We start from the raw sequence: 23,073 nt of genomic DNA, 5'->3' as shown, positions 1-23,073 counted from the left end.
TTGGCTCGCACGCTACTCGCGCTCTCTACCGGCGCTAGTCGGAGACGGGATCGCCAGTTCCCTCGCGGACCACCGGTTCGCCGCGGCCCATGGTCCAGTTGGTCTGCATCCGCACCTTCGGATTGGGCGCGCACCAGATTTCGCCCGTGTCGTCGATCGCGGTGACCCAGATCAGATTGTGCTCCGGCCCGTAATCGATGACCGCCATGGCCAGGCCTTTCCCGCGGTCCAGCACGGTGACGGGGAGGGGCGGGTCGAGCTGGGTAAACATGGTGGGCGTCCTCCGGACCGGTCTGCAAAATTGCAGGAATGCACCTGTCCCCAACGGGCGGGGCGGGCGGATGGCTGCCGGAAAACCGCATGCTTTTTGTTGCTGTCCTACAGGGCGCTCGCGCGGTTAGGGGCGGGGGGACCCGCCGGCGCCTGCCCCCTTCCAGCGCCGCCGCGCGGGTCCATGCCCGCTCTCACGCCCAAGGACATCGCCCCCATGACAGACACGCCCGACACCTCCGCAACCCCTCCGGCCAAGCGCGATCACAAGGCCCGCAATCACAAATCGTGGTCACGGCGCAAGATGGTCGTCTTCCTGCGCGAACTGGCCGCCTCGCAATCGGTCAGCCAGGCGGCGAAGGCGGTGGGCATGTCGCGCCAGTCGGCCTACGTCTTGCGCAACCGCCTGCGCGGCACGCCCTTCGACCTCGGCTGGGAAACGGCGCTGGAGCTGGGCTTCTCGCAATTGGCGCAGGCGGTCATGGACCGCGCCGTGAATGGCGAGGAGGTGCCGCATTATCACGGCGGCGAGCTGGTCGGAACGCACCGCAAATACGACAACCGCTTGGCGCAGTGGATCCTGCAAAACCCGTGGGAGCTGGGCCGCATGCAGGTCGCGCGCGAATATACCTCGCCCGGCTTCGAGGCCCTGCTGGAGCGGATCGAGTGGGCGGGCTTCGACTGGGAGGAGGGGGAGAGCCTGCCGGTGACAGGCGGGCCGATCACCGACCGGGAAGAGGGCCGCAAGCTGGAAAGCGGCTTCCTGAAGACCAGCTGGTATGCCGACATCGTGGAATACCGGAAGAAACGCGGGCGCAAATAGCGCAGGTAGCGGCCTCGCCAATGCGGGTCCGGGCGGCCTGCGGCGTGTTGGATTTGTAGGAAATATCCATGCGCGGCGCCCTGTTTCGGCGGCGGCCCGTGCACGGCGCTGAACCTCGCGGAAATGCGCCCCTTCCAGGGGATGACGCGCGAGGGGCGCAGTGTCACTTATGTCACCCGGCGTGCGCGATTTACGGATGGGGCGTGCGGAAACCGTCCTACAGGGGGCGGGTAGGGGCGGCAGGGTACCCGATCAGCTGGTGATCAGCTCCAGCTCCACCTTGCCGTGGCCGCGCTGGACCAGGCCGATCTCTTGCGCTGCGGCCCGGCTCAAATCGATCGTGCGGCCCGGCGTAAACGGCCCGCGATCGTTGATGCGCACGATGACCGAGCGGCCATTGCCGGTATTGGTCACGCGCACCTTGCTGCCGAAGGGCAGGCGTTTGTGGGCGGCGGTCATCGCGTTCATGTTGAACCGCTCCCCGTTCGCGGTGCGGCGGCCATGGAAGCGGTGGCCGTAATAGGACGCGATCCCCGTGCCGAGCGATCGTCCGCTGGCGGTGTCCACCGGTTCCGGCTCGGGCGCTTCCTCGATCGGCGGATCGATGGTGGTGAGGTCGACGACATTGCCGGCAGGAGCCGGTGCGTCGGGCAGTTCGTCGAACGGGGCGAAGGCCTCGTCCAGGTCGGGGGCAATTCCCTGCTCCACAGGCGCGGAAACATATTCCGACCCGGGCGCGGACGCCTGGGCAGGCATGGCGAGCATAGCGGCGGCACCGAAGGCAAGCGCGGCGCGCAGGCGAATCTGGGAGGTTTGAACCGTCATAGTGGAGGCGGCTTAGCCCTTACGTGCGCGTCAAGTACAGTTAACGGCCGGCAAATGGGCGCGGGGACGCAACGACTCCCGCCAAAACGTGGCAAAAGGGCGATAAACCGTGGGAACAGTGGAAAAAGGGGCGCTGAATGAAGGAAATTGAGCCTTCCCGGAGCGAAAAGACAAATGGGGCCGGCATTGCTGCCGACCCCACTCTCACCGTGCGTGGTCGCTTCTTCCATGGCATTCCTTGCGGTCTGCCGCATCCGAAGCGCTCTTGGCACCTGGCGTTTTCCCGTTCATCCGCACCGCGCGTTTTGGCGTGGCGGGGTGTCCGGTTCTGTCACCGGCGCTCGCACCGGCATCCGGTCCGATCCGGGTGGTGGGCCTTCGGGTCTCGCGTCCGCCGACTGGCTTTCGCGTGTTCCGCCGGCTCCGTGCCATCCGGTTCTTCCCGAGACTGGCTTCCCCATTGGCCGAACCTTCGAGCGGCGCGATCTTCGTGCAGGGCACGTCGACCGTTCCTTCGGTTTTCGACCGGTTTGTCCAGCCCATGGCCTCCAACTTCGCCAGGGCCTCAACACTTCGATCGCTTCGGGCCGAAGCCTTCCGCAATGTCCGCTCTTCCCGGACGTGGACAGTGGAGCCCACGCCGAAAGACCTATGAAAACACCGAAATATCAATCCCTAAGGATGTCTATCTCGAAACGTTTTCGGTCTTTCGATGGTTGGAGACTGCGCCTCGGAAACGAGTCGGGCAAGAGGACCGCGCGCGAGTTATCCACGCTGTCCGGTTTTCGCTGTGGACAGCGGTGGATAAATCAGCAGCCCGGCGCGGGCGCGCGGTTACGTAGCGGAATCCCGGCGCGCCAGCAGCTTCAGGCGAAGCGCGTTGAGGCGGATGAAGCCTTCGGCATCCTGCTGGTCGTAGGCACCGGCATCGTCTTCGAACGTGACGTGGGCTTCGGAATACAGCGAGTGTGCGCTCTTGCGGCCGACCACCCCTGCGACGCCCTTGTAGAGCTTCAGCCGAACGGTTCCGGAGACCCTGTCCTGGCTATGGTCGATCGCGGCCTGCAGCATCTCGCGTTCGGGCGAGAACCAGAAGCCGTTATAGATCAGCTCCGCATAGCGGGGCATCAGCTCGTCCTTCAGATGCGCTGCGCCGCGGTCCAGCGTGATCTGCTCGATGCCGCGATGGGCGCGGGCATAGATTTCGCCGCCCGGGGTTTCATACATGCCGCGCGACTTCATGCCGACGAAGCGGTTCTCGACAAGGTCGAGGCGGCCGATGCCATGCTTGCGGCCGAGATCGTTGAGCGCCGCGAGCAGGTTTGCCGGGCTCATCGCTTCGCCGTTCAGGGCGATCCCGTCACCCTTCTCGAAATCGATGGTAATGTATTCCGGCGTGTCCGGTGCGTCCTCGGGATCGACGGTGCGGGAATAGACATAGCCCGGCGTTTCTTCCCACGGGTCTTCCAGGACCTTGCCCTCCGAAGAGGTGTGGAGGAGGTTCGCGTCGGTCGAGAACGGGCTTTCGCCGCGCTTGTCCTTGGGAACGGCGATCTGGTGCGCCTCTGCCCATGCGATGAGGGCGGTCCGGCTGCCGAGGTCCCATTCACGCCAGGGCGCGATCACCTGGATGTCGGGATCGAGCGCGTAGGCGGAAAGCTCGAACCGGACCTGGTCGTTGCCCTTGCCGGTCGCCCCATGGGCAATGGCATCGGCGCCTGTCTCATGCGCGATCTCGACAAGGCGCTTCGAAATGAGCGGACGGGCGATCGAAGTGCCCAGCAGGTAGTCGCCTTCGTAACGCGCATTGGCGCGCATCATGGGGAAGACGTAGTCGCGCACGAATTCCTCGCGCACATCCTCGATGAAGATGTGCTTGTCCGGAATGCCCATGGCGCGAGCCTTTTCGCGCGCAGGCTCGATTTCCTCGCCCTGGCCGAGATCAGCGGTGAAAGTCACGACCTCGCAGCCGCGCTCCACCTCCAGCCACTTTGCAATGACGCTGGTATCCAGCCCGCCGGAATAGGCGAGGACGACTTTCTTCACTTCGGACATCGGAAACTCCTGATTGGCGCGAGCCGGTATCAGCCGCGCCGGAAGCGGGCAAGCGGTCTTGGCCGTCGCTCATCCTGCCAGAAGATCGGTCTCCCGCTTCGCCATATAGTCGCGGGTGACTGGCAGGGCGCGCCGGCTGCGGGTGAACTGGATCTGGTAATTGCACATGCCGCCATGCTCGAACGCCGCAGTCGCGCCGCTGAGATAGAAGGTCCACATGCGGTAGAACCGCTCGTCATACATGGCGACGATGGCATCACGGTGCTGGACGCAGCGCCGGTACCATTCGCGCAAGGTGTAGGCGTAATGCAGCCGCAGGGTTTCGACATCGGTCGCGATCAGGCGCACCTTCTCGCTCGCACGGACAGTCTCGCTCAGCGCCGGGATGTAACCGCCAGGAAAAATGTACTTCCGGGTGAAGGCGTCGGTCGTGCCCGGGCTGCCCATACGGCCGATGGTGTGGAGCAGCATGACCCCGTCTTCGCGCAGGAGACGACCTGCCGCCTCGAAGAAGGTCTGGAACTGCGGGCGGCCGACATGTTCGAACATGCCGACCGAGACGATCCGGTCGAAGATCTCGCCGCTCGCCGCCAGATCGCGGTAATCGACGAGGCGGAAGTCTATGCGATCGGCGACGCCGGCTTGCTCGGCACGCGTCCGTGCCGGTTCCAGCTGTTCGCGCGACAGGGTGATACCGGTCACGCGCACGTCGAACCGGCTGGCAAGGTAGATGGCCATACCGCCCCAGCCGCAGCCGATATCGAGCACGCTGTTGCCGGGCTCGATCGCCAGCTTGGCCGCGATGTGCGCCAGTTTCGCCTCCTGCGCCTCGCCCAGGGTCATGCCTGCCTCGCGGCGCTCTTCCGGCCAGTAGGCGCAGCTATATTGCATGTGCTCTTCATCCAGCATCAGCCGGTAAAGATCATTGCCGATATCGTAATGATGGGCGACGTTGCGCTTCGCGCCGACGGAATTGTTGACCTGTTCGGCCGCAAAGGCGGCAGCGTTCTGCACGCGTTTCACAGGGCCGGGCCTGCCGAAACGGCCGCCCCTGTCCCATGGCGAATTCGCGCGCAGCAAGTATACCAGCTCCATCACGTCGCCGCGTTCGATCAGGAGGCGACCATCCATGAAAGCCTCGGCTGCGCCAATGCGCGGATCGAATACGATGTCGCGGGGAACCCTGCTGTCGGTCAGCCGGATGGCGACGTCGGGGAAACCGTCCTCGGGCGTGCCGTATTGCGCCGTCTCGCCGCCGGAATAGGTGACCGTGAGACTGCCCTGTCTCACGCCTTTCCTGAGGAAGCGATGCAACAGAGTGTGGCTCATGGATTACCTCTTCATGATGCAATCGGATCAGATGCCGGCATACCACTGATAACCGGAGCGATCCTCCCAGTATCCGCCCTTTCCGGCACCGATCCCGTCGAGGCTGGCGACGGCTTCGATAGCGGTCAGGTACTTGGCATGCTTGTAACCGAGCTGGCGTTCGATCCGCATGCGCGCCGGTGCCCCGTTCCTGACGGGCAGCGGCTCGCCATTGAGGCGGTGCGCGACGATCGTTTGAGGGTGATAGGCATCGAGCATGTCGACGCTCTCGTAATAATCCGCCCCGTTCAGATTGTCCGCGCAGCGAAACACGATGAAGCGCGCGCCGTCCTGCACGCCCGCCGCATCGAGGATGAGAGAAAGCTGGGGGCCGGTCCACTGGCCGATGGCGCTCCAACCCTCGACGCAATCATGCCGCGTGATCTGCGTGCGCTGGGGGAGGGCGCGAAGGTTATCCATGGAAAGGGACAGCGGGTTGTCCACCAGTCCGCGAACCTCGATCCGCCAGTCCGCGAAACCGGCTGCGGCCTGATCCTGGTAATCGCCGTTCTGCGGATCGGTGGAACCATTGCCGCGAAAGAAGGGGGAGATGTCTTCCGGCCCGTATTCCGGGGCGAGGGCGGTCCGTCCGCCGAGCGCATCATGAATGCCCTTGTGCCAGTTTGGCGCCGCTTCGAGAAGCGCCTTGCCGGGCCCGGTTTCCCCAATTTTCTGGCATCCGGCGACGAAGGCGGCACCGATGCCGACGATTACGCTGCGCCTCTTCATCGCGCGCCTCCCTTTGCAGCCTTGTCATCCTCCAGGCGTCCGCCTGCGATCATTCCCCATACTTGCCGGAGCGGCTTGTGAACGACGACCAGCAGCACGTGCACGACGAAGAAACAGAAAATAAGCCATGCGAAGATGAAATGAAGGCTTCGCGCGCTCTGCCGCCCGCCGAGGATGTCGGTCAGCCATCCGAGCCACGGCTCGACCCCCGGGCTCATCGCCATGCCGGTGAAGATCATCATCGGCAGGAATATGCCCAGCACGAGGCCGTAGGCGACCTTCTGGAGGAAATTGTACTTGCCGGCACCATGATCGAAATCGAACCGGGCATGGGCCTTCACATCGGCCCAGACATTGGCCGGGCTCCATTCGCGGCGCGAGGTTGCGATGTCTTTCTTGAAATGCCTGTTGGCCAGCATGCTCGCCCACATGAAAAGGAGGGCCAGGGCAAAGGGCCAGGACATGAGAACGTGCCAGTCCCGCGCCTGTGCGAGGCTGTAGAAGTCGGGAATGGTCATCCACCCCGGAAAGCGCGGAATTTCGAGCCAGGCCTGCTCCGGAGCGAACCCCCAGTCGCCCCAGTACAGCCGCCGATGCGCGTTCGAGATGTTGAGGCCGGACATGAAAAGAACGACCACGCAGACGAGGTTGGCCCAGTGCCAGATGCGCGTGGCAAGTCCGTGTTTTTTCGCTGCGCCGCTCATACGGGTTTTTTCGTCTCTGCCTGCTGCCGTGCGAGGAAGATGACGTCGCGCGGCTGGTCGAGCAAGTGCTGGCCGCTATCGACGAACAGCGTCTCTCCGCTGGCTAGGTGACCCTCGGCAAGGAAAAGGGCTGCATCGCACATATCGCCCAGCGACGTCTTTCGGTGCAGGAGGTTCATGCGGTGGGAAATCTCCGTCTCCTCGCGCGCCTGATCATGGCTCGCAAGAATGGCGCCGGGGGCAAGGCCGTAGACCCGGTCTGCCGGATTACGGCGCGCCATGGACAGCATCGGAATGGCGCCTGCCACGGCGTGCTTGCTCATTGTGTAGCTGAAGAAATCAGGATTGGTGTTCTCCAGCTTCATGTCCGTCAGCTGGATCACCCGGCGGCCTGCGACGCTTTGCGCTTCGCTGAGAAAGGTCTGGGCCAGCTGGACGGGGGCGCGCGCGTTGACGGTCATGGCAGCGTTATACGTCCGGGGGTCCAGCCCGGTTACGGAATCGTTCTCGAAAACGGCGGCGCAATTGATCAGGGCGCGCCAATCGGTCAGCCGCTGGGCAAGCGAGTGCATCGCATTTACCGCGGCATCGCCATCCGCGAGATCGAAACCGATCGTCTCTGCATTACCCAGCCGGGCTGCGAGAGCCTCGGCTTCTTCGCGGCTTGACCTGTAATGGATGACCACATGCCAACCCGCGCTGGAAAAGGCATCGCACAGTGCAGCACCAATGCGCTTTGCGCCTCCCGTGACCAGAACCGAGGGTGCGGTCATGTCACATGGCTCCGATGCAGAGCTTTGCACGGCGAGCAGCGGGTGAACCGGGTGAGGTGCAGTGCCATTCGGTCCTTTGAGCAAATGTGCGCGCTTCAGGGAAGGACGTGCAGCGTTTGCCGACGAAAAAAGGGCGCATCGCCCATTGGCGACACGCCCTGTAGTAAAATGCGAAACGTCAGGAAATCAGCGGCACTGGAGACTTCCGCGATCAATCTCGCGTCCCAGCAGGCCGCCAGCCACACCGCCGATGATGGCGCCCAGCGTCCTGTCACCGCGACCGGCGATCTCGGAACCTGCGAGTGCACCGACACCTGCGCCGATCACCAGACCGGTCGTGCCGTTGTCGCGGCGGCAGTAATACTGTCCGCCATCGCCGCGCCATACGCGGTCATTGCGACTGATGCGGCGCGGCTCGACGTAACGGCCGCGGGAATCGTAAATCCGCGAACGTTCCTTCGCGCGCTTGCCATGGGCCGGGGCCCAGCTGGGGGGATCGGCCTTCGCCGGGGAGGGCGCGACGATACCGGTCGCGGAGGCGCCGGTCACGGCGAGGGCCGAAGCTGCGATGAGAGCGGTGAAAGTCTTCATGGGTATTTCCATTGTTTCGATTGCGATGTGAGGGAAACGCCGCGTTTCGCCACTGTTTCCACAACGCCCGATGAACGATGGAAGTCCATGGGGTTTGCGCGCTGAGCGGTGCGTGCGCAGCGTCGAATTGCGTCAGCAAATGGCCTTGCGCACCCGGTGGCGTAGCTTGTCCGACAGTCCCTCCAGTGAGGCGATGGCCTCCAGTTCCTCGCGCTGCGGCTGACTGGTCTTGTCATAAATCTTGGCGAAAACGCGCGCGACCGGCCAATCCTCGTGACCTTTCTCGATCCGGTGCAATTCGTCGCCCGCTCTCGCGAAGCCCTCTTCCAGAACGCGGTAATACCAGCCGGACCGGTGGGATCGCACGACCTCTGCCGCCATGCCTTTCACGCCGAAACGATGGTCGATCTTCCAGCAGGGCTGGCGAGGCTGGCTGATTTCCAGCACCGCCGTTCCCAGGCGGAACCTGTCCGCGATATGCACATCGCTTTCCGTCAGTCCCGAAGCGACGATATTCTCCCCGAAGGCATTGGCGCTATCGAGCAAGGGGTGAGGGCCCAGCCTCTCTCGCCACCAGTCGTAATGGTCGCGGGGATAATGATGGATTGCCATATCGATCCCGCCATGCACCCGCGTATCGGCAACCATGTCGCCCACGATTCCGAAGTCGCGAATTTCCGCATCGCCGCTGACCGGCAGCTTTGCGACGGCACTCATTTCCGCGCCATTGAAAGGTTGCGGCTGGCCGATACAGATCGATCGAACGGTCACGCCGGCCATCATGATTTCCTGACCGTGAGGCCTAGCCATTCGCGAACGACACCGTCGCTCCCGTTACCGGTATAGCGGTCCGATTGCACGATGGAGAACCCGGCATCGCCATACTGCTCGTGCAACCAGGTTGCCGAGGGCAGGCTTGTCCAGCGGCCCAACGGATCGCGGCCCTCGTCCGGATGGTCCTTGTCGCCCAGCTTGAAATTGGCGAAATGCAGGCCGCCGGGGCGCAGGGCTTCGTAGATTTTTGACAGGATGCCGGGGAGGGCATCGCGCGGTGCATGAAGGAGCGATGCGTGCGCCCAGACGGCATCGTACCGGGCTTTCTGGGCAAGCTCGTCGAACCGCATGACTCGCGCCGGTATGCCGAAGCGTTCTTCAGCCTTGCGCACCATGGCCGCGGCCCCGTCCGTCGCATCGACGCGGAAGCCGCGATGAATCATGCGGGATGCATCGAGACCGCATCCGCACCCGAGTTCCAGGATATCTCCATTCGGCGGAAGCAGCTCGAGAAAGGGATCGAGATGCCGGTGATGAAACTCCGCCGTGCTCGCCGTGTAATGCGGTGCAGCCGCCTCGTAGTAATCGAGGGTTGCCTGGTCCCAGATCACGCGGCGTCGGCTTGGGCAGCTTCCCTGTCGCGCTGGGCCCGGCTCTTCTTCTCCGCCGCTGTCTTCAACTGACCGCACGCAGCGTCGATGTCCCTGCCTCGCGGAGTGCGAACGGGGGCACTGATACCGCCTTCGAAGACGATATTCGAAAACGCACGGATCCGTTCCGGGGTGGAGCATTCGTAGATGCTGCCCGGCCACGGATTGAACGGGATCAGATTGACCTTGGCCGGCAGGTCGTATTCCCTCAGCAGGCGGACCAGTTCGCGAGCGTCTTCGTCACTGTCGTTCTTGTCCTTCAGCATGACATATTCGAACGTGATCCGGCGGGCATTGGAAGCACCGGGATAATCGGCACAGGCCTGCAGCAGTTCCTCGATACCGTATTTCCGGTTGATCGGCACGATCTCGTCGCGGATTTCCTTGGTGACCGCATGAAGGGACACGGCCAGGTTGACGCCGATCTCTTCCCCGCAGCGTTCCATCATCGGCACGACCCCGCTGGTGGAAAGCGTAATCCGCCTCTTGCTCAGCGCAAGGCCTTCGCCGTCCATCACCAGTTTGAGCGCGTCGCGGACATTGTCGAAATTGTAGAGCGGTTCGCCCATGCCCATCATGACGATGTTGGTCAGCAGGCGGCCGTCGGACCGGTAGTCGGCCTCGTCCGCATCGTCGGCAAAATCCATCTTGCCCTTCGGCCATTCGCCGAGGGCGTCGCGCGCCAGCATGACCTGGCCGACGATTTCGCCCGGCGTGAGATTGCGGACGAGCCGCATGGTTCCCGTGTGGCAGAACGTGCAATTGAGCGTGCAGCCGACCTGACTGGACACGCAGAGCGTTCCGCGATCCGCATCGGGAATGAACACCATCTCGAAATCGTGCCCGTCGTCGGTCTGAAGCAGCCACTTGCGGGTTCCGTCATTCGAAACCTGCGCTTCGACGACATTGGGCCTTCCCACGATGAAGTGTTTTGCCAGCCACGGACGCATGGCCTTGCCGATGTCGGTCATCGCCTCGAAATCGGTGACGCCGCGGTGGTAGAGCCAGTGAAATACCTGCTTCGCGCGCAGTTTCGCCTGCTTGGGGTCGAGGCCCGCAGTCTCGAAAAGTTCACGGATCCGCGACTTGGGCAGGCCAAGCAGATCGATCCGTCCGTCTTCACGCGGAGTGATATCGCGCGGGGCAGGAACCGGATCGACCTGTCCGGGGATGGGCATGACGGCTGTATCGGGCATCGCCCGAATATAGGGCAGATCGCACGCAAAGTCATCACACGGACTGCTTCAAGCGGCGCTACCAGTCGTTTCGTGGCTGAGACGAAGTGAAATAATGTGTCTCTTTTGCCACATATTCTTGTTGTCTCATATTCATGAAACTGCGCGGCTTTGTCGCCGTTTGGTGCTGCACAGGGGAGAAAACTCTCAACGAAACTGGAGTACTACAATGAAAAAGGTCGCAACCCTGCTGCTGGCAGGTTCCACCATCGCCATCGCCATCGCCGTTCCGGCGGCAGCACAGGACAATTCCGCATTCACCGGCCCGCGCGTCGAAGCCGTCGTCGGTTATGACAATCTTCGTGCCGGCAGCGACATCGACAACGATCTGCAGGGCAACATGGACGATCAGGATGCCGACGGCGTTACCTACGGCGCGGCCGTCGGTTACGACGTGGCCGTTGGCGGCGTCGTCCTGGGCGCAGAAGCCGAACTGACGGAATCCTCCGCCGGCGTGGACATCAATCCCGGCGGCGATCCCAACCTGTTCGGTCTGGGCAATGTCAATGCAGGCCGCGACATCTATGTCGGTGCCCGTGTCGGCGCACTCGTTGGTGACCGTGCGCTGGTCTATGCGAAGGCCGGTTACACCAATGCCCGGTTCGACATCCAAGGTACGCGCGGCAACGAGATCGACAGCCGCAGCCTCGACACCGACGGTTATCGCCTCGGCGCCGGTGCGGAATATGCTCTCACCGAAAACACCTTCGTGAAGCTGGAATACCGCTATTCCAACTATTCCGAAGGCGAGATCGATTTCGAGCGCGAAGACGTGGCCGACACCGATCGTTTCGACGTCGACACCGATCGTCACCAGATCATGGCAGGCGTCGGCTTCCGCTTCTGATCGCTGACAGACCGGAATCTTCGAAGGGGCGGGCAGAAATGCCTGCCTCTTTTTGTATCAGCCGATATCGGCGCAGCCCACTGTGGCGGCATCCATCGCCGTCGCCGCCCCGCCTAGATCGTAGGTATTGGAAAAGCGCCGGCCACGCGCATCGACTGCGCTGATCGTCATGGACCCAGCGGCGCGAATGGCGGCTACGATCTTAGCGTCGGAGTCCGCGCTTTGCGCCCAGGCGTTCGAACGGTCGCCTTTCAGAACGAATTGCTTGTCGCTGATCCGGAGCCTTATTGGCCGATCCTTGGCGAGATTTCGTGAAAGACGGAAATGCACCTGTCCGCGAACCTTGCGGGTGGGCCATGTTCCGACGCTGGCGAAGGGTTCGTGATCGCGTTGCAACCGGCTGGGCGCAGCCTTCGCGATCGCATAGCAGCGCGGCGTTTGCGCGTCCCGGAACGCGCCCCAGTCGCCAAAGACGCCGAGGCTGTCCTTTGCGTGCAGCGGAGCGATGGCGATGCTCAGCAGTACAGCGCCCGACGTGATAGTGAACAGGCTGCGGGTCACGCGCCCATCCTTTCTGCGAAGTCGGGATAGGAAATCGCCATGATTTCGAGCTCTTCTTCACCGGCGGGCAAGCGCAGGGTCCTTACATCGCCGACGCTCGCCCCTCGCAGGGCCCTGGCCATGGGGCTTGTCCAGCCGATCCTCCCTTCCGAGGGAAGCTGTTCGTCATCGCCAACCAGCGTCAGGGTCCGCCGTTCATCGTCCTCGTCCGCCAATTCGACGGTGGCGCCGAAGAGCACGCGGTCACGGTGTTCCTGCGTGGCGGGATCGATAATGCGCGACCATTTCATGCGGCGCGAAAGATGCGCGAGTTCGCGGTCGATCTCGCGCATTCGCTTTCGGCCGTACAGGTAATCGCCATTCTCGCTGCGATCGCCGTTTCCAGCGGCCCAGCTGACAATCTCGACGATCTCCGGTCGCTCCTTCCCGATCAGATGGTCATACCGCGCCTTCAGGGCGGCATAACCATCTGGCGTGATGGGATTGGTCCGCTGGTCCCCCATGGCCATTCCTGAAGCCTAGCGCAGGAACTCGTTGGCCATGCGAGCACGCCCGAACTCGGCGCGGTCGGGATAGAGATGTTCGTACACCGCGGCATTCTCGATCACACGCTGGACGTAGTTCTTCGTCTCGAAGATCGGGATGCGTTCGATCCAGGTCAGCCAGTCCACGCTGCCATTGCGCGGGTCACCATTGGCGCGCAGCCACTTGTTCACATTGCCCGGCCCGGCATTATACGCCGCGATCGCAAGCGGATAGCTGCCGTCATAATAGCTCATCATGCGGGCGAAATACGCGTTGCCGAGCTGGACGTTGTAGCTGGGTGAGTTGATCAGATCGTCCTGGCGGTAGCTCATGCCGAGCATCCCGGCCTGCTCTCGCGCCGTGCCCGGCATCAGCTGCATCAGGCCGCGCGCGCCGGCATGGCTGATCGCGTTCTGGGCGAACTGGCTTTCCTGCCGTGCGATGGCGTGGACGAACGTCCAATTCGAACCCGGCGGCGTCTGGAGCGTCGGGAAACCCTGGGCCACGAAATCGGGCAGGCCATCGGCGCCCGCAGCTTCCGTCACGTTGACGGCCAGATCGCGGCGACCGGTTTCGCGTGCAAGCTCGCTCACCAGCACGTGTTCTTCGGGCGTATCCGCGCTCTGTGCGACTTCCTGGTAGAACCGGATACCGGTGCGCCACGGTGCACCGCGCGCGACTTCGCGCACGGCGTTGGCCAGGGCAGAGCGATTGAAGGCGTCGCGCTGCTCCGCCGTGGGCTGCGCGGTCGGCTGGGCAGCGAGGGAAGGAACGCCGCGGCCGAGCTGCGCAAGGGCGAGTTGCCCATAGAACCGCTCAGGGTAACGGGCAGCCATCTCGTAATAGCGCGTCGCTTCGGCCATGTCGCCGGCCCGCTGGCTGGCAAGACCGGCCCAGTAGAAGCCCTTCGACCGTGTCTGAGGGGTCTGGGCTGCCGCACCATAGCGATAGAACAGAGGCGCCGCCGTACGGCCGTCACCCATCCGCCAGAGCGCATTGGTGCCGCCGGCCCACATCAGCGACGTGTAATCGTCGCGCGTGCGATAGCTTTCCTTGCTGACATCCGTGTCGGCGGCGAAAACGTCGTCGACTTTCTGTGCGATGCGCACGGTGTCGCCAGCGCTTGCCTCCCGCGCAACGCGCAGCATCTCGCTGATCATCGTTTCGGAATCGTGCGGCACGCTGCTGAAGTTCGGACGGTTCACCAGCACATCGACAGCGCTGCTCGTCCGGCCGTCGATCCGGTGATAGCGCGACATGTTGTAGACATACCCCGGATCGGCACGCAGATTGCCCGATGCGCCATAACCCGCCGCCATGGGCGACTGGCCCTGCAGGGTGGCAAGTCGGGCGGCGAAGCCATCCCGGCGCATCGGAGTGACATAGGCGATCTGGCGCGCCGCAGCCTCTCCGTCACGCTGCCAGAGCAGGGCGTTCATCCGGGCATCGTGGTCGTCCGGCGTAAAGCGACCGGCGAAAAGGCCCATCATGTACGCCTCTGCCGGACCGCTCATATCGCCGCCGCGCCATGCTGCGCGCGCGACATCGAAAGCCTCGGGCCGGTTGAGCGTGGCGAGGGCCAGGGCATAGCGCGCCCTTGCGGAATTGGTAATCGGAGGCAGGGCGTTGAAGAACGCCACCAGCTGCTGCGGCGTGGGCGTGGCGTTATCCAGCGCATTTTCCGCCCGTTCCTGCAGCGTTTCGGCCTGCGGAAAATCGGGATAGGTCAGCAGGAAGCCTGCATACTGGTCGAACGACAGGTCACGTTGCCCGATCAGGTATTCCCACCTGTTCACCGCATCGGCCATCCGGGTGGGCTGCTGCGCGACCAGGCTGGCGCGCGCGCTGTCCCATCCTGCCGCGTTCTGCGCGGCGGCCTGGGCGGGGGTGAAAAGGGCGGTGGTCGCTGCCAGAGTTGCAGCGTAGAGGGGGATGCGTGTCATGCTGGACATCATGTCCGGCGGCTCCTTATCAGGGACTGAATGGGCGGTGGATTCTTCGTCTAATTCTGCATTGCACTTAAGACATTAGAGGAACTGAGCAAATGTTCTCCGGCTCGATACCCGCCCTTGTGACTCCTTTTCGCGATGGATCGTTCGATGAAGCTGCCTTTCGCCGCCTGGTCGACTGGCAGATCGACAACGGATCGAACGCGCTGGTTCCCTGCGGAACTACGGGGGAAGCATCGACGATCTCCAATGCAGAACATCACCGCGTGGTGGAAGTCTGCGTGGAGCAGGCAGCCGGGCGCGTGCCGGTCATCGCGGGCTGCGGTTCGAACGATACGCGCAACGCACTGCTGCACATGCAATTCAGCAAGAAGGCGGGGGCGTCCGCCGGTCTCTGTGTTGCCCCCTATTACAACCGCCCCAGCCAGGCGGGCCTGATCGCGCATTTCAGCCACCTGGCCGAAAACAGCGACTTGCCGATCGTCCTTTACAACGTGCCGAGCCGCACAGTCACCGATATAGAGGACGAGACGGTCGTCGAACTGGTCCGCAAGTTCCCGGACCGCATCGTCGCGATCAAGGATGCCAGCGGCGACCTGTCGCGCGTGGCCGACCATCGCATGGGGCTGGACGCAGATTTCTGCCAGCTTTCGGGCAATGACGAATTGTGGCTGCCCCACTCCGCTGCGGGCGGGGCTGGCTGCATCTCTGTGACCGCGAATGTCGCGCCGGCACTGTGCGCCCAGTTCCACGACGCCATCGCGGCGAACGACCTCGTAAAGGCGCGCGAACTCAACGACCGCCTTTTCCCGCTGCATTACGCGATGTTCTCCGATGCCAGCCCGGCACCTGTGAAATACGCACTCAGCCGAGTGCATGACTGGGTCCAGCCCGATGTCCGCCTGCCGCTGTGCAGCGCCAGCGAGGCGTCGCGCAAGGCCGTCGACGAGGCGCTTGTGCACGCAGGGATCCTGTGATGCGCCGCGCCTGCCTCGGTATCCTCGCTCTCGCGCTGGCCTCCTGCGCGACCGTGCCACAGCCCGGCGAGACGCTGGATTCGCTGGCGCAGGACTACGTGGTCCTGCAACTCGCCATCGGCGAGAAAGAGGACGGGTACATCGACGCCTATTACGGCCCCGACGAACTGCGGGAACGGTCGGTCGCAGAGCTTTCGGCGAAGGATTTGCCGCAGCTCGAAATCCTTGCAGCGGCCTTGCGCAAGCGGATCGACCGGTATGCCGATGACGGGGTTCAGGGGACCAGCATGGATGAGCGCCGGGCCCGCTTTCTGGTCGCGCAGCTGACGGCGGCGCATACGCGCCTGCGAATGATGCAGGGTGAGCAGATCCCCTTCGTTCAGGAGGCCGAGGGACTTTTCGGCGTCACGCCCGAAACGCCCGCTCTCGAAAGCTTCGATCCCGTCCTTGCCCGGATCGAGCGATTGGTTCCCGCCGCCGAAGGTTCGAGCGCCCCCCTCTGGAAGCGTCTCGACGACTATTACGCCCGCTTTTACATCCCGGAGGACCGGCTGCAGGCGGTGTTCGACGCTTCCATCGCGGAGTGCAAGCGCAGGACGCTGGAACACATCGCCATGCCAGAGGGCGAAAGCTTCACGCTTCGCTTCGTAACCGACAAGCCGTGGAGTGGATACAACTACTATCAGGGCGGCTACGCCTCGAAGATCGAGGTCAATACCGATCTGCCGATCAGGCTCGACCGCGCAGTCGATCTCGGGTGCCACGAAGGCTATCCGGGGCATCACGCGTTCAACGCGCTGCTCGAGAAGAACCTCGTGAACGATCGCGGATGGACGGAATTCTCCATCTATCCGCTTTATTCCCCGCAATCGCTCATTGCCGAAGGCAGTGCGAATTACGGCATACCGCTGGCTTTTCCCGGCGAGGAGCAAGTGCGCTTCGAAACCGGGGTACTCGCCCCGTTAGCCGGGTTGCCGACGGAAGACCTGGCGGAATACGCCGCCCTGCGGGATGCGTTGAAGGACCTGGGGCCAGCACGCTACACGATTGCCGCCGAATACCTCGCGGGCAAAATGTCCGGCGAGGAAGCGATCGAACTCCTGCAGCGCTACCAGCTTGTCTCGCCGGAGCGGGCGGCCCAGTCTCTGCGCTTCATCGACACCTATCGCAGCTACATCATCAATTATGGCCTCGGCCGCGACATGGTGCGAGCATGGATCGAACGCGGCGATGCCGATGCGACGACCCGGTGGAAGCGGATGGAACGTTTGCTGAGCGAACCCAGCCTGCCAAGCGACCTTCTGGCGGAATAAGAGGACGGAGCCGCGCCGCCATCGCGGTTCAGGGTCGCAGACGTTTGCGGCGCAGCATTCGCCGTTATGCTGGCCTCCCCTATCTCTGGCTGCCCCTCTGCTTGCGTCGCACGCTGATCCGCAAGGAGGGGTTTTCCTTTTGCCTTCGCGCGCCTACATCGCCCAGCCCATGGCAAGACCCAAACCCGAGACTTTCGACAAGCAGAAAACCGTCGCGGAAAACCGCCGCGCGAAATTCGATTACGCCATCGAGGACAAGTTCGAGGCGGGCATCGCGCTGCAGGGAACGGAAGTGAAGGCGCTGAGGGCAGGCGAGGCGACGATCACCGAAAGCTATGCCGAAATTCGCGACGGGCAGGCCTGGCTCATCAATGCGAACATTCCGGAATTCAGCCACGGGAACCGCAACAATCACGAGGCGAAGCGCCCGCGCAAGCTCCTGCTTCATGGCCGCGAGATCCAGCGACTGCTGGGCGCGGTGGAGCGCAAGGGCATGACGCTGGTCCCGATGTCGATCTATTTCAACAAAACCGGCCGTGCGAAGGTGGAATTGGCTTTGGCCAAGGGGCGGCAGGCGAAGGATAAGCGCGACTATATCAAGGATCGCGACTGGAAACGGGACAAGGCGCGGATCATGCGCGATCAGGGCTGATCGCATTCCCCGGCAAGCCTGAAATTCGGTGCGGTTCAATTCACCTTCTGGCCATTGAAACTGTGCTATCCATATGGGCCATAATGCTTTCCGACGCGTTTCCTCCCCACACCCCTTGCACCTGCGCGTCCGCGCGCGCAAAGGCGGCGATGAGACCATGAGCATTCGCAGCAAGACATTCCTCGCCGACTGGCTGCGCGACCATATGCCGTCGCGCGAAGAAATGGCGCAGAACAAGTATCTTGCTCCTATCGCGCACCGTTTTCTCAGCCCGGAACTGTGGCGGTTTACCCGCCGTTCTGTCCCGCGCGGCGTGGCACTCGGGCTTTTCTGCGGGTTCATCATTCCTCTCGGGCAGATATTCCTTGCCGCTTTCATGGCCCTGCCTGCGCGCGCGAACGTGCCGCTGGCGACGCTGGTAACGTTCATCACCAATCCCTTCACCTTCCCGTTCTGGGTGGTCATTGCGAACCGTGTCGGCAGACTGATCCTCGACATCGACAGGGAAGTCGGCTCGTCCATGATCCAGGAGCAGGTCAATTCCGAAAGCTGGCGGACATTCAGCGGTTTCTTCGAAGCTGCCGGGCTGACCGTTTTCGGCTTCTTCGTGCTTGCCGTCGTGTCGGCAGCAGTGGGATATCTCGTATCCGGCTGGTTCTGGCGCTGGCGGGTGGGAAAGAAGCGCTCGCGCAAGCTTCGCCGCATGGAGCAGCGTTTGAACCAGCGGCTGCAGGCGGACAAGTGATGCTCACGGGGGAAGACAGGACAAGTCTGGTAGCGGGCGCCATGCCGTGGGGCTGGCTGGCCCTGGGCGGTGCACTTGTCGCCAGCGTCCTGGCTGTCTGGTTCGCCAGCGGGCTGGCCTTGCTGACCGTCGCCTATGCCGGGGCGCTCGCGACACTCATCATCCTGGGCGTAACGCTCTACAGGCTTCGCCCCGCTCCGGTGGCCCAGGCGCTCGCGCCGCCGGACTGGTCGGTAACGGTGAAGGCAATCGACCGTCCCGACATTGCGGTTGCCATTACGGATAAGGCCAATCGCCTCGTCTGTGCCAGCTCTCTCTACGTTACCCAGTTCGGGGAGAATTTGGCGCCGCCCAATCTCCAGATCGATCCGCAGTCGCAGGAATTCCTGCTGGTCGCCGCGCGCGAGGCCTGGCGTGATGGCGAAGCGCGGATCGAGCGGCTCGACAGCCGTGATGGCAAGCGGCACTGGACCGCATCTGCCCGGCGTGCCGGGCGGGGCGACGACTACCTCGTCTGGGAGTTCGCCCCGAGAGGGCAGGACGATGTTGCGACCGATTTCGCGCGGCTGATGTCTGGATCGCTGGGCGCGGTCCTGTCGCGTGCCGGTGTCGAGGGCGCGCTTGTCGGACCCGACGGTATCATCCACGCTGCGGGCCCCGGGTTTGCGAAGCGGGCCTCGGGCGATCCGGCCGCTACGCTCGCCGGACAGGAATTCGTGCAATATCTGCGCACCGACGAGCGCGACCGCATCTTCTTCGAGCGGGAAGGGCGCCGCGGCACGCCGCACCGGCTGGTCCATGTGCCCTTGAACCCGGTGGACGAGGAAACCGGCGCCAATGCCAGCGATGCCCCGTCGCTCATGCTGCTGCTGGAGCATGGGGTCGGCATCGGGGACAGCGAGAACGTGGAAAGCGCCGCGCCGCAACTAGAAGCGCTGCTGGGCGCGCTCCCGCTCGGCCTGGCGATGGCCGATCGCGACGGGCGCCTGCTGTTCGCCAACTCTGCATTCCTGCGCGCGGCCGACCGGGAAGAGCGAGGCCTGCCGCAATATCCCTCCGACCTGGTCGTACCGGAAGACAAGAGCGCGCTGGCCGACGCGGTTCGCCGTTTCGCGCGCGGGTCCGCCACCAGCGCCGATATGGCGATACGTCTTCGCCACGCACCGGACGATCCCGTGTCGATGGGCCTTGCCGGCGTTCGCGGCCTCGGCGACCCGGCCGTGCTGCTCAGCCTCGCCGATACCAGCGAGGAAACCAGGCTGAAGCGGCAGGTCGCCCAGGCAACGAAGATGCAGGCCGTCGGGCAACTGGCTGGCGGTGTAGCCCACGATTTCAACAACGTGCTGACAGCCATCATCGGATATTGCGATCTGATGCTGCTGCGCCATTCTCCCGGCGATAGCGATTATGACGATATCCAGCAGATCCGCGCCAATTCGAACCGTGCTGCCAGCCTGACGCGGCAATTGCTTGCCTTCAGTCGCCAGCAGACCCTGAAGCCCGAGGTCCTTCAACTGCCCGACGTGGTGAGCGAGGTCAGCCAGTTGCTGAAGCGACTGGTGGGAGAAAAGATCGAACTCGTCGTGCGCCATGACCGCGACCTGGGTCCGGTCCGCGCCGATCCCGGGCAATTGGAGCAGGTCATCGTCAATCTCGCGGTCAATGCCCGCGATGCCATTCAGTCGCGAGGAGACGGTTCGGGCAAGGTATCGATGGCCACGCGCCGGATTACGGCAAAGGATGTCCGGGCAATGGATTCCGACATCCTGCCGGTCGGTGACTATACCGCCCTGGTTGTGCAGGACACAGGCGGCGGCATTCCCGAGGATGTCCTCGGCAAGATTTTCGAGCCGTTCTTCACGACGAAGGAACAGGGGAAGGGCACCGGCCTCGGCCTGTCGACCGTTTACGGGATCGTGAAGCAATCGGGCGGGTTCATCTTCGCCGACAACATGGAGGCGGGCCTTGGCGGGAAGCCGGGGGCGCGCTTCACGCTTTACCTTCCTGTCCATCGCGGCGCCGTCGAGCCAGTGTCCAAGCCGCCTGAAACGCCTGCTGCCGGCTGGGCCACCGGCGGACGCGTGCTACTGGTCGAGGACGAGGATATGGTGCGTGCAGTGGCAGAGCGCGCGCTGGCCCGTGCCGGTTTCGATGTCACCCCGTGCAGCGATGGCGAGGAGGGGCTCGCCGCCTTCGCCAACAACGATCCCTTCGACCTCGTCATTTCCGATGTCGTGATGCCGGGTATGGACGGCCCGACCATGGCGAAGGGCATCCGGCGGGTGTCGCCCGACCTGCCGATCCTCTTCATGTCGGGTTACGCAGAGGAACAGCTGCGCAAGGATATCGATGTGCCGGACATGCATTTCATATCCAAACCCTTCAGCGTGCAGCAGATTTCGCAAAAAGCCGGCGAAATCATCGGCGCTCGGCAGACGCGCCGGGAGCCGGCTTCCTGAAAATTTTCGTTCTACTCTTGTTCTTTTGGAACAGAGCAAGTACATGATTTCCACGGACAGGCTGAAATGGCCCGTCGATAAGGGCGATCCGGCCCTAGGAAACTGTGGGAGAGCGTGCGATGTCCGCCAATCTGAAGCTGGTTGATAAGGAAAAGACCGTGGATCGTCAGAAGGCGCTGGACGCCGCACTCGCGCAGATAGATCGCGCATTCGGCAAGGGCTCGGCCATGAAGCTGGGCAGCCGTGAAGCCATGAACGTCGAATCGATTTCGACCGGTTCGCTGGGCCTCGATATCGCTCTGGGTATCGGGGGTCTGCCGAAGGGCCGCGTGATCGAGGTGTACGGGCCGGAAAGCTCGGGCAAGACGACCCTGGCGCTGCACGTCATTGCCGAAGCGCAGAAGAATGGCGGCACGGCCGCTTTCGTCGATGCCGAGCATGCGCTCGATCCCGTCTATGCGAAGAAGCTGGGCGTGGATGTCGACGAACTGATCGTCTCGCAGCCCGATACGGGCGAGCAGGCGCTCGAAATCACGGATACGCTGGTGCGTTCGAATGCGATCGACGTACTGGTGGTCGACTCGGTGGCCGCGCTGGTCCCCCGCGCCGAAATCGAAGGCGAGATGGGCGATTCCCATGTCGGCCTGCAGGCGCGCCTCATGTCCCAGAGCCTGCGCAAGCTCACCGGGTCGATCAACCGTTCCAAGTGCATGGTGATCTTCATCAACCAGCTGCGCATGAAAATCGGCGTCATGTACGGCAACCCGGAAACGACCACCGGTGGTAACGCGCTCAAGTTCTATGCCTCTGTCCGGCTCGATATTCGCCGTACCGGCCAGATCAAGGACCGCGACGAAGTGGTCGGCAACTCGACCCGGGTGAAGGTCGTGAAGAACAAGGTGGCCCCTCCGTTCAAGCAGGTCGAGTTCGACATCATGTATGGTCAGGGCATCTCGAAGCTCGGCGAAATTCTCGACCTTGGCGTGAAAGCCGGCGTGGTCGAGAAGTCGGGAAGCTGGTTCAGCTATGATAGCGTACGGATCGGTCAGGGCCGCGAGAACGCAAAGACCTTCCTTCGCGAAAACCCCGAAATGGCCGAGAAGCTCGAAGCCACGATCCGGGGCAAGACCGAGGAAGTGGCCGAGGAAATGATGACCGGCCCCGAGCCCGACGACGGCGAGGACTGATATTCGGATGCCCGGCGGTTCGCTGCCGGTCATCGAGACAGGGGAACGGCGCGCAAGTCCATCGGGTTTTCGCGCCGTCCTTGTCTTGGCTTACTTGTATTGGCTTACCCCTTGCGCGCCATTACTGCCTTTCCAGATCATCACATGGCCAGATTCTTCAGGGGATGCCGAATTGACCGACATGAATGACTGGCAGGGAAGGGTCGGCGCGAGCTGGGCCGACGAGTACGAACGCACGGACAGGAGCTTTTCCGTGCTGACCGACCGCTTGCTCGGCCTTGCGAGTTCCGGCGGATTTTCCCGCGCGCTCGACATCGGTTGCGGCGCAGGTGAGCTGTCGCTTGCCCTTGGCCGCGGCCACCCTTCCGCTGTCATCCATGGCATCGACATCAACGAACGCTTGATCGAAGCGGCACGCCGCCGCGGATCGCGGCGCGGCAATGTGGCGTTCGAAATTGCCGATGCTGCCAGGTGGAAGCCCGTGACCCTCGATGCCGCTCCGGACCTGCTCGTGTCGCGTCACGGGGTCATGTTTTTCGATGATCCGGCAGGGGCCTTCTCGCACCTTCGCTCCATTGCGGCCCCATCAGCGCGGTTCGTCTTCAGCTGTTTCAGAAACCGTGACGAGAACGATTGGGCTACCGAGGTTTCGTCGCTGCTACCCGGCTCGCCCTCTGCTTCGCCGGACGGCCCGGGGCCCTTCGCCTTGGCGAGCCCCGAAAAAACTGCGGGCCTGCTCGAACAGGCAGGCTGGGAAGATGTCAGGCTGGAGCCTTTCGATTTCCCCTACATAGCGGGTGGGGGCGACAACCCGGTAGAGGACGCTGTCAGCTATTTCCTTTCGATCGGTCCCGCTGCGCGTGTGGCCGCCGACCTCACACCCGAGGCGCGCGCAGGCTTCACCGACGATCTTCGTCACCTGCTTGGAAAGCACCGCGATGGCGGCCTCGTCATGCTGAAAGCGGCAGCCTGGCTCGTATCAGCTACGGCCCCTGAAAGGACCTAGGTCGGAGCGGAGTCGGCAAAGGGGTGCGATCGCGGCTTGCCGGGGCAGGGCGCAG

At 63.3% G+C, this 23,073-nt stretch carries 23 protein-coding genes; 9 read left to right on the top strand and 14 right to left on the bottom strand.

The window, feature by feature from the left end:
• Positions 1–34: 34 nt before the first annotated feature.
• A complete protein-coding gene (locus ACGHJ7_RS11065) occupies positions 35–271 on the bottom strand; it encodes a hypothetical protein (RefSeq protein ID WP_390477445.1) in 237 nt (78 codons plus the stop codon).
• A 216-nt stretch (positions 272–487) separates the two neighbouring features.
• Here ACGHJ7_RS11065 and ACGHJ7_RS11060 point away from each other — a divergent pair, with 216 nt between their 5' ends.
• Positions 488–1,093 carry a hypothetical protein gene (locus ACGHJ7_RS11060; RefSeq protein WP_390477442.1) on the top strand — a complete coding sequence of 202 codons (606 nt, stop codon included), beginning with the start codon at positions 488–490 and terminating at the stop codon, positions 1,091–1,093.
• 252 nt (positions 1,094–1,345) lie between these two features.
• On the opposite strand, the gene ACGHJ7_RS11055 is transcribed toward ACGHJ7_RS11060, so the two are convergent.
• The 10 genes from ACGHJ7_RS11055 to rlmN all read right to left on the bottom strand — a co-directional run bounded on the left by ACGHJ7_RS11055 (position 1,346) and on the right by rlmN (position 10,758).
• On the bottom strand, positions 1,346–1,918 hold the full coding sequence (locus ACGHJ7_RS11055; RefSeq protein WP_390477439.1) for a septal ring lytic transglycosylase RlpA family protein: 573 nt from the start codon (positions 1,916–1,918) through the stop codon (positions 1,346–1,348).
• A gap of 834 nt (positions 1,919–2,752) precedes the next feature.
• The gene (locus tag ACGHJ7_RS11050) at positions 2,753–3,973 is read right to left on the bottom strand and encodes an argininosuccinate synthase (RefSeq protein ID WP_390477436.1); all 1,221 of its coding nucleotides are present in this window, start codon (positions 3,971–3,973) and stop codon (positions 2,753–2,755) included.
• A gap of 69 nt (positions 3,974–4,042) precedes the next feature.
• Complete coding sequence (locus tag ACGHJ7_RS11045) at positions 4,043–5,302, bottom strand: class I SAM-dependent methyltransferase (protein WP_390477435.1); 1,260 nt, start codon at positions 5,300–5,302, stop codon at positions 4,043–4,045.
• A 27-nt stretch (positions 5,303–5,329) separates the two neighbouring features.
• Entirely contained in the window at positions 5,330–6,070 is a 741-nt protein-coding gene (locus ACGHJ7_RS11040; RefSeq protein ID WP_390477432.1) for a molybdopterin-dependent oxidoreductase, read from the bottom strand.
• Positions 6,067–6,774, bottom strand: coding sequence for a cytochrome b/b6 domain-containing protein (locus tag ACGHJ7_RS11035; protein ID WP_390477429.1), 708 nt, complete (start codon positions 6,772–6,774; stop codon positions 6,067–6,069). Before ACGHJ7_RS11035 ends, ACGHJ7_RS11040 begins: the two co-directional genes overlap by 4 nt.
• Positions 6,771–7,547 (bottom strand): SDR family NAD(P)-dependent oxidoreductase, encoded by a 777-nt coding sequence (locus ACGHJ7_RS11030; protein WP_390477426.1) that lies wholly within the window; start codon positions 7,545–7,547, stop codon positions 6,771–6,773. The genes ACGHJ7_RS11035 and ACGHJ7_RS11030 overlap by 4 nt, the downstream gene beginning before the upstream one ends.
• A gap of 186 nt (positions 7,548–7,733) precedes the next feature.
• Positions 7,734–8,138 (bottom strand): glycine zipper 2TM domain-containing protein, encoded by a 405-nt coding sequence (locus ACGHJ7_RS11025; RefSeq protein ID WP_390477423.1) that lies wholly within the window; start codon positions 8,136–8,138, stop codon positions 7,734–7,736.
• 132 nt (positions 8,139–8,270) lie between these two features.
• Entirely contained in the window at positions 8,271–8,921 is a 651-nt protein-coding gene (locus ACGHJ7_RS11020; protein ID WP_390477420.1) for an MOSC domain-containing protein, read from the bottom strand.
• Positions 8,918–9,523, bottom strand: a complete 606-nt coding sequence (locus ACGHJ7_RS11015; RefSeq protein ID WP_390477418.1) for a class I SAM-dependent methyltransferase — start codon at positions 9,521–9,523, stop codon at positions 8,918–8,920. Before ACGHJ7_RS11015 ends, ACGHJ7_RS11020 begins: the two co-directional genes overlap by 4 nt.
• Entirely contained in the window at positions 9,520–10,758 is a 1,239-nt protein-coding gene (rlmN, locus tag ACGHJ7_RS11010; RefSeq protein ID WP_390477415.1) for a 23S rRNA (adenine(2503)-C(2))-methyltransferase RlmN, read from the bottom strand. Before rlmN ends, ACGHJ7_RS11015 begins: the two co-directional genes overlap by 4 nt.
• A gap of 208 nt (positions 10,759–10,966) precedes the next feature.
• Here rlmN and ACGHJ7_RS11005 point away from each other — a divergent pair, with 208 nt between their 5' ends.
• Entirely contained in the window at positions 10,967–11,644 is a 678-nt protein-coding gene (locus tag ACGHJ7_RS11005) for an outer membrane protein (protein WP_390477412.1), read from the top strand.
• Positions 11,645–11,701: 57 nt separating this feature from the next.
• Here ACGHJ7_RS11005 and ACGHJ7_RS11000 read toward each other — a convergent pair whose 3' ends face one another.
• The 3 genes from ACGHJ7_RS11000 to ACGHJ7_RS10990 are packed head-to-tail and all read right to left on the bottom strand — an operon-like array spanning position 11,702 to position 14,673.
• Complete coding sequence (locus tag ACGHJ7_RS11000; RefSeq protein ID WP_390477410.1) at positions 11,702–12,205, bottom strand: hypothetical protein; 504 nt, start codon at positions 12,203–12,205, stop codon at positions 11,702–11,704.
• Positions 12,202–12,714 (bottom strand): GreA/GreB family elongation factor, encoded by a 513-nt coding sequence (locus tag ACGHJ7_RS10995; protein ID WP_390477407.1) that lies wholly within the window; start codon positions 12,712–12,714, stop codon positions 12,202–12,204. The genes ACGHJ7_RS11000 and ACGHJ7_RS10995 overlap by 4 nt, the downstream gene beginning before the upstream one ends.
• Before the next feature lie 9 nt (positions 12,715–12,723).
• Positions 12,724–14,673 (bottom strand): lytic transglycosylase domain-containing protein, encoded by a 1,950-nt coding sequence (locus ACGHJ7_RS10990; protein ID WP_390477404.1) that lies wholly within the window; start codon positions 14,671–14,673, stop codon positions 12,724–12,726.
• Between the two features lie 101 nt (positions 14,674–14,774).
• Here ACGHJ7_RS10990 and dapA point away from each other — a divergent pair, with 101 nt between their 5' ends.
• The 7 genes from dapA to ACGHJ7_RS10955 all read left to right on the top strand — a co-directional run bounded on the left by dapA (position 14,775) and on the right by ACGHJ7_RS10955 (position 23,018).
• On the top strand, positions 14,775–15,656 hold the full coding sequence (gene dapA, locus ACGHJ7_RS10985) for a 4-hydroxy-tetrahydrodipicolinate synthase (RefSeq protein WP_390477401.1): 882 nt from the start codon (positions 14,775–14,777) through the stop codon (positions 15,654–15,656).
• The gene (locus tag ACGHJ7_RS10980) at positions 15,656–16,969 is read left to right on the top strand and encodes a hypothetical protein (RefSeq protein WP_390477399.1); all 1,314 of its coding nucleotides are present in this window, start codon (positions 15,656–15,658) and stop codon (positions 16,967–16,969) included. The genes dapA and ACGHJ7_RS10980 overlap by 1 nt, the downstream gene beginning before the upstream one ends.
• Before the next feature lie 169 nt (positions 16,970–17,138).
• The gene (smpB, locus tag ACGHJ7_RS10975; protein WP_390477396.1) at positions 17,139–17,621 is read left to right on the top strand and encodes an SsrA-binding protein SmpB; all 483 of its coding nucleotides are present in this window, start codon (positions 17,139–17,141) and stop codon (positions 17,619–17,621) included.
• A gap of 157 nt (positions 17,622–17,778) precedes the next feature.
• Positions 17,779–18,366 carry a DUF2062 domain-containing protein gene (locus ACGHJ7_RS10970; RefSeq protein WP_390477394.1) on the top strand — a complete coding sequence of 196 codons (588 nt, stop codon included), beginning with the start codon at positions 17,779–17,781 and terminating at the stop codon, positions 18,364–18,366.
• On the top strand, positions 18,366–20,825 hold the full coding sequence (locus tag ACGHJ7_RS10965) for a response regulator (RefSeq protein ID WP_390477391.1): 2,460 nt from the start codon (positions 18,366–18,368) through the stop codon (positions 20,823–20,825). The genes ACGHJ7_RS10970 and ACGHJ7_RS10965 overlap by 1 nt, the downstream gene beginning before the upstream one ends.
• A 119-nt stretch (positions 20,826–20,944) precedes the next feature.
• A complete protein-coding gene (gene recA, locus ACGHJ7_RS10960) occupies positions 20,945–22,012 on the top strand; it encodes a recombinase RecA (protein ID WP_390477388.1) in 1,068 nt (355 codons plus the stop codon).
• Between the two features lie 181 nt (positions 22,013–22,193).
• Positions 22,194–23,018, top strand: a complete 825-nt coding sequence (locus ACGHJ7_RS10955; protein WP_390477466.1) for a class I SAM-dependent methyltransferase — start codon at positions 22,194–22,196, stop codon at positions 23,016–23,018.
• Positions 23,019–23,073 lie beyond the last annotated feature (55 nt).

This window comes from Altererythrobacter sp. MTPC7, from assembly GCF_042851395.1.
Lineage (GTDB): Bacteria > Pseudomonadota > Alphaproteobacteria > Sphingomonadales > Sphingomonadaceae > CAJXSN01.
Note: the sequence above shows the minus strand (reverse complement) of the source record. Positions and strands in the feature narration are given on the sequence as shown.

Coding starts and splice junctions, on each gene's coding strand:
- ACGHJ7_RS11065 (WP_390477445.1), bottom strand. CDS start 271: ATGTTTACCCAGCTCGACCCGCCCCTCCCCGTCACCGTGCTGGACCGC.
- ACGHJ7_RS11060 (WP_390477442.1), top strand. CDS start 488: ATGACAGACACGCCCGACACCTCCGCAACCCCTCCGGCCAAGCGCGAT.
- ACGHJ7_RS11055 (WP_390477439.1), bottom strand. CDS start 1,918: ATGACGGTTCAAACCTCCCAGATTCGCCTGCGCGCCGCGCTTGCCTTC.
- ACGHJ7_RS11050 (WP_390477436.1), bottom strand. CDS start 3,973: ATGTCCGAAGTGAAGAAAGTCGTCCTCGCCTATTCCGGCGGGCTGGAT.
- ACGHJ7_RS11045 (WP_390477435.1), bottom strand. CDS start 5,302: ATGAGCCACACTCTGTTGCATCGCTTCCTCAGGAAAGGCGTGAGACAG.
- ACGHJ7_RS11040 (WP_390477432.1), bottom strand. CDS start 6,070: ATGAAGAGGCGCAGCGTAATCGTCGGCATCGGTGCCGCCTTCGTCGCC.
- ACGHJ7_RS11035 (WP_390477429.1), bottom strand. CDS start 6,774: ATGAGCGGCGCAGCGAAAAAACACGGACTTGCCACGCGCATCTGGCAC.
- ACGHJ7_RS11030 (WP_390477426.1), bottom strand. CDS start 7,547: ATGACCGCACCCTCGGTTCTGGTCACGGGAGGCGCAAAGCGCATTGGT.
- ACGHJ7_RS11025 (WP_390477423.1), bottom strand. CDS start 8,138: ATGAAGACTTTCACCGCTCTCATCGCAGCTTCGGCCCTCGCCGTGACC.
- ACGHJ7_RS11020 (WP_390477420.1), bottom strand. CDS start 8,921: ATGATGGCCGGCGTGACCGTTCGATCGATCTGTATCGGCCAGCCGCAA.
- rlmN (WP_390477415.1), bottom strand. CDS start 10,758: ATGCCCGATACAGCCGTCATGCCCATCCCCGGACAGGTCGATCCGGTT.
- ACGHJ7_RS11005 (WP_390477412.1), top strand. CDS start 10,967: ATGAAAAAGGTCGCAACCCTGCTGCTGGCAGGTTCCACCATCGCCATC.
- ACGHJ7_RS10995 (WP_390477407.1), bottom strand. CDS start 12,714: ATGGCCATGGGGGACCAGCGGACCAATCCCATCACGCCAGATGGTTAT.
- ACGHJ7_RS10990 (WP_390477404.1), bottom strand. CDS start 14,673: ATGACACGCATCCCCCTCTACGCTGCAACTCTGGCAGCGACCACCGCC.
- dapA (WP_390477401.1), top strand. CDS start 14,775: ATGTTCTCCGGCTCGATACCCGCCCTTGTGACTCCTTTTCGCGATGGA.
- ACGHJ7_RS10980 (WP_390477399.1), top strand. CDS start 15,656: ATGCGCCGCGCCTGCCTCGGTATCCTCGCTCTCGCGCTGGCCTCCTGC.
- smpB (WP_390477396.1), top strand. CDS start 17,139: ATGGCAAGACCCAAACCCGAGACTTTCGACAAGCAGAAAACCGTCGCG.
- ACGHJ7_RS10970 (WP_390477394.1), top strand. CDS start 17,779: ATGAGCATTCGCAGCAAGACATTCCTCGCCGACTGGCTGCGCGACCAT.
- ACGHJ7_RS10965 (WP_390477391.1), top strand. CDS start 18,366: ATGCTCACGGGGGAAGACAGGACAAGTCTGGTAGCGGGCGCCATGCCG.
- recA (WP_390477388.1), top strand. CDS start 20,945: ATGTCCGCCAATCTGAAGCTGGTTGATAAGGAAAAGACCGTGGATCGT.
- ACGHJ7_RS10955 (WP_390477466.1), top strand. CDS start 22,194: ATGAATGACTGGCAGGGAAGGGTCGGCGCGAGCTGGGCCGACGAGTAC.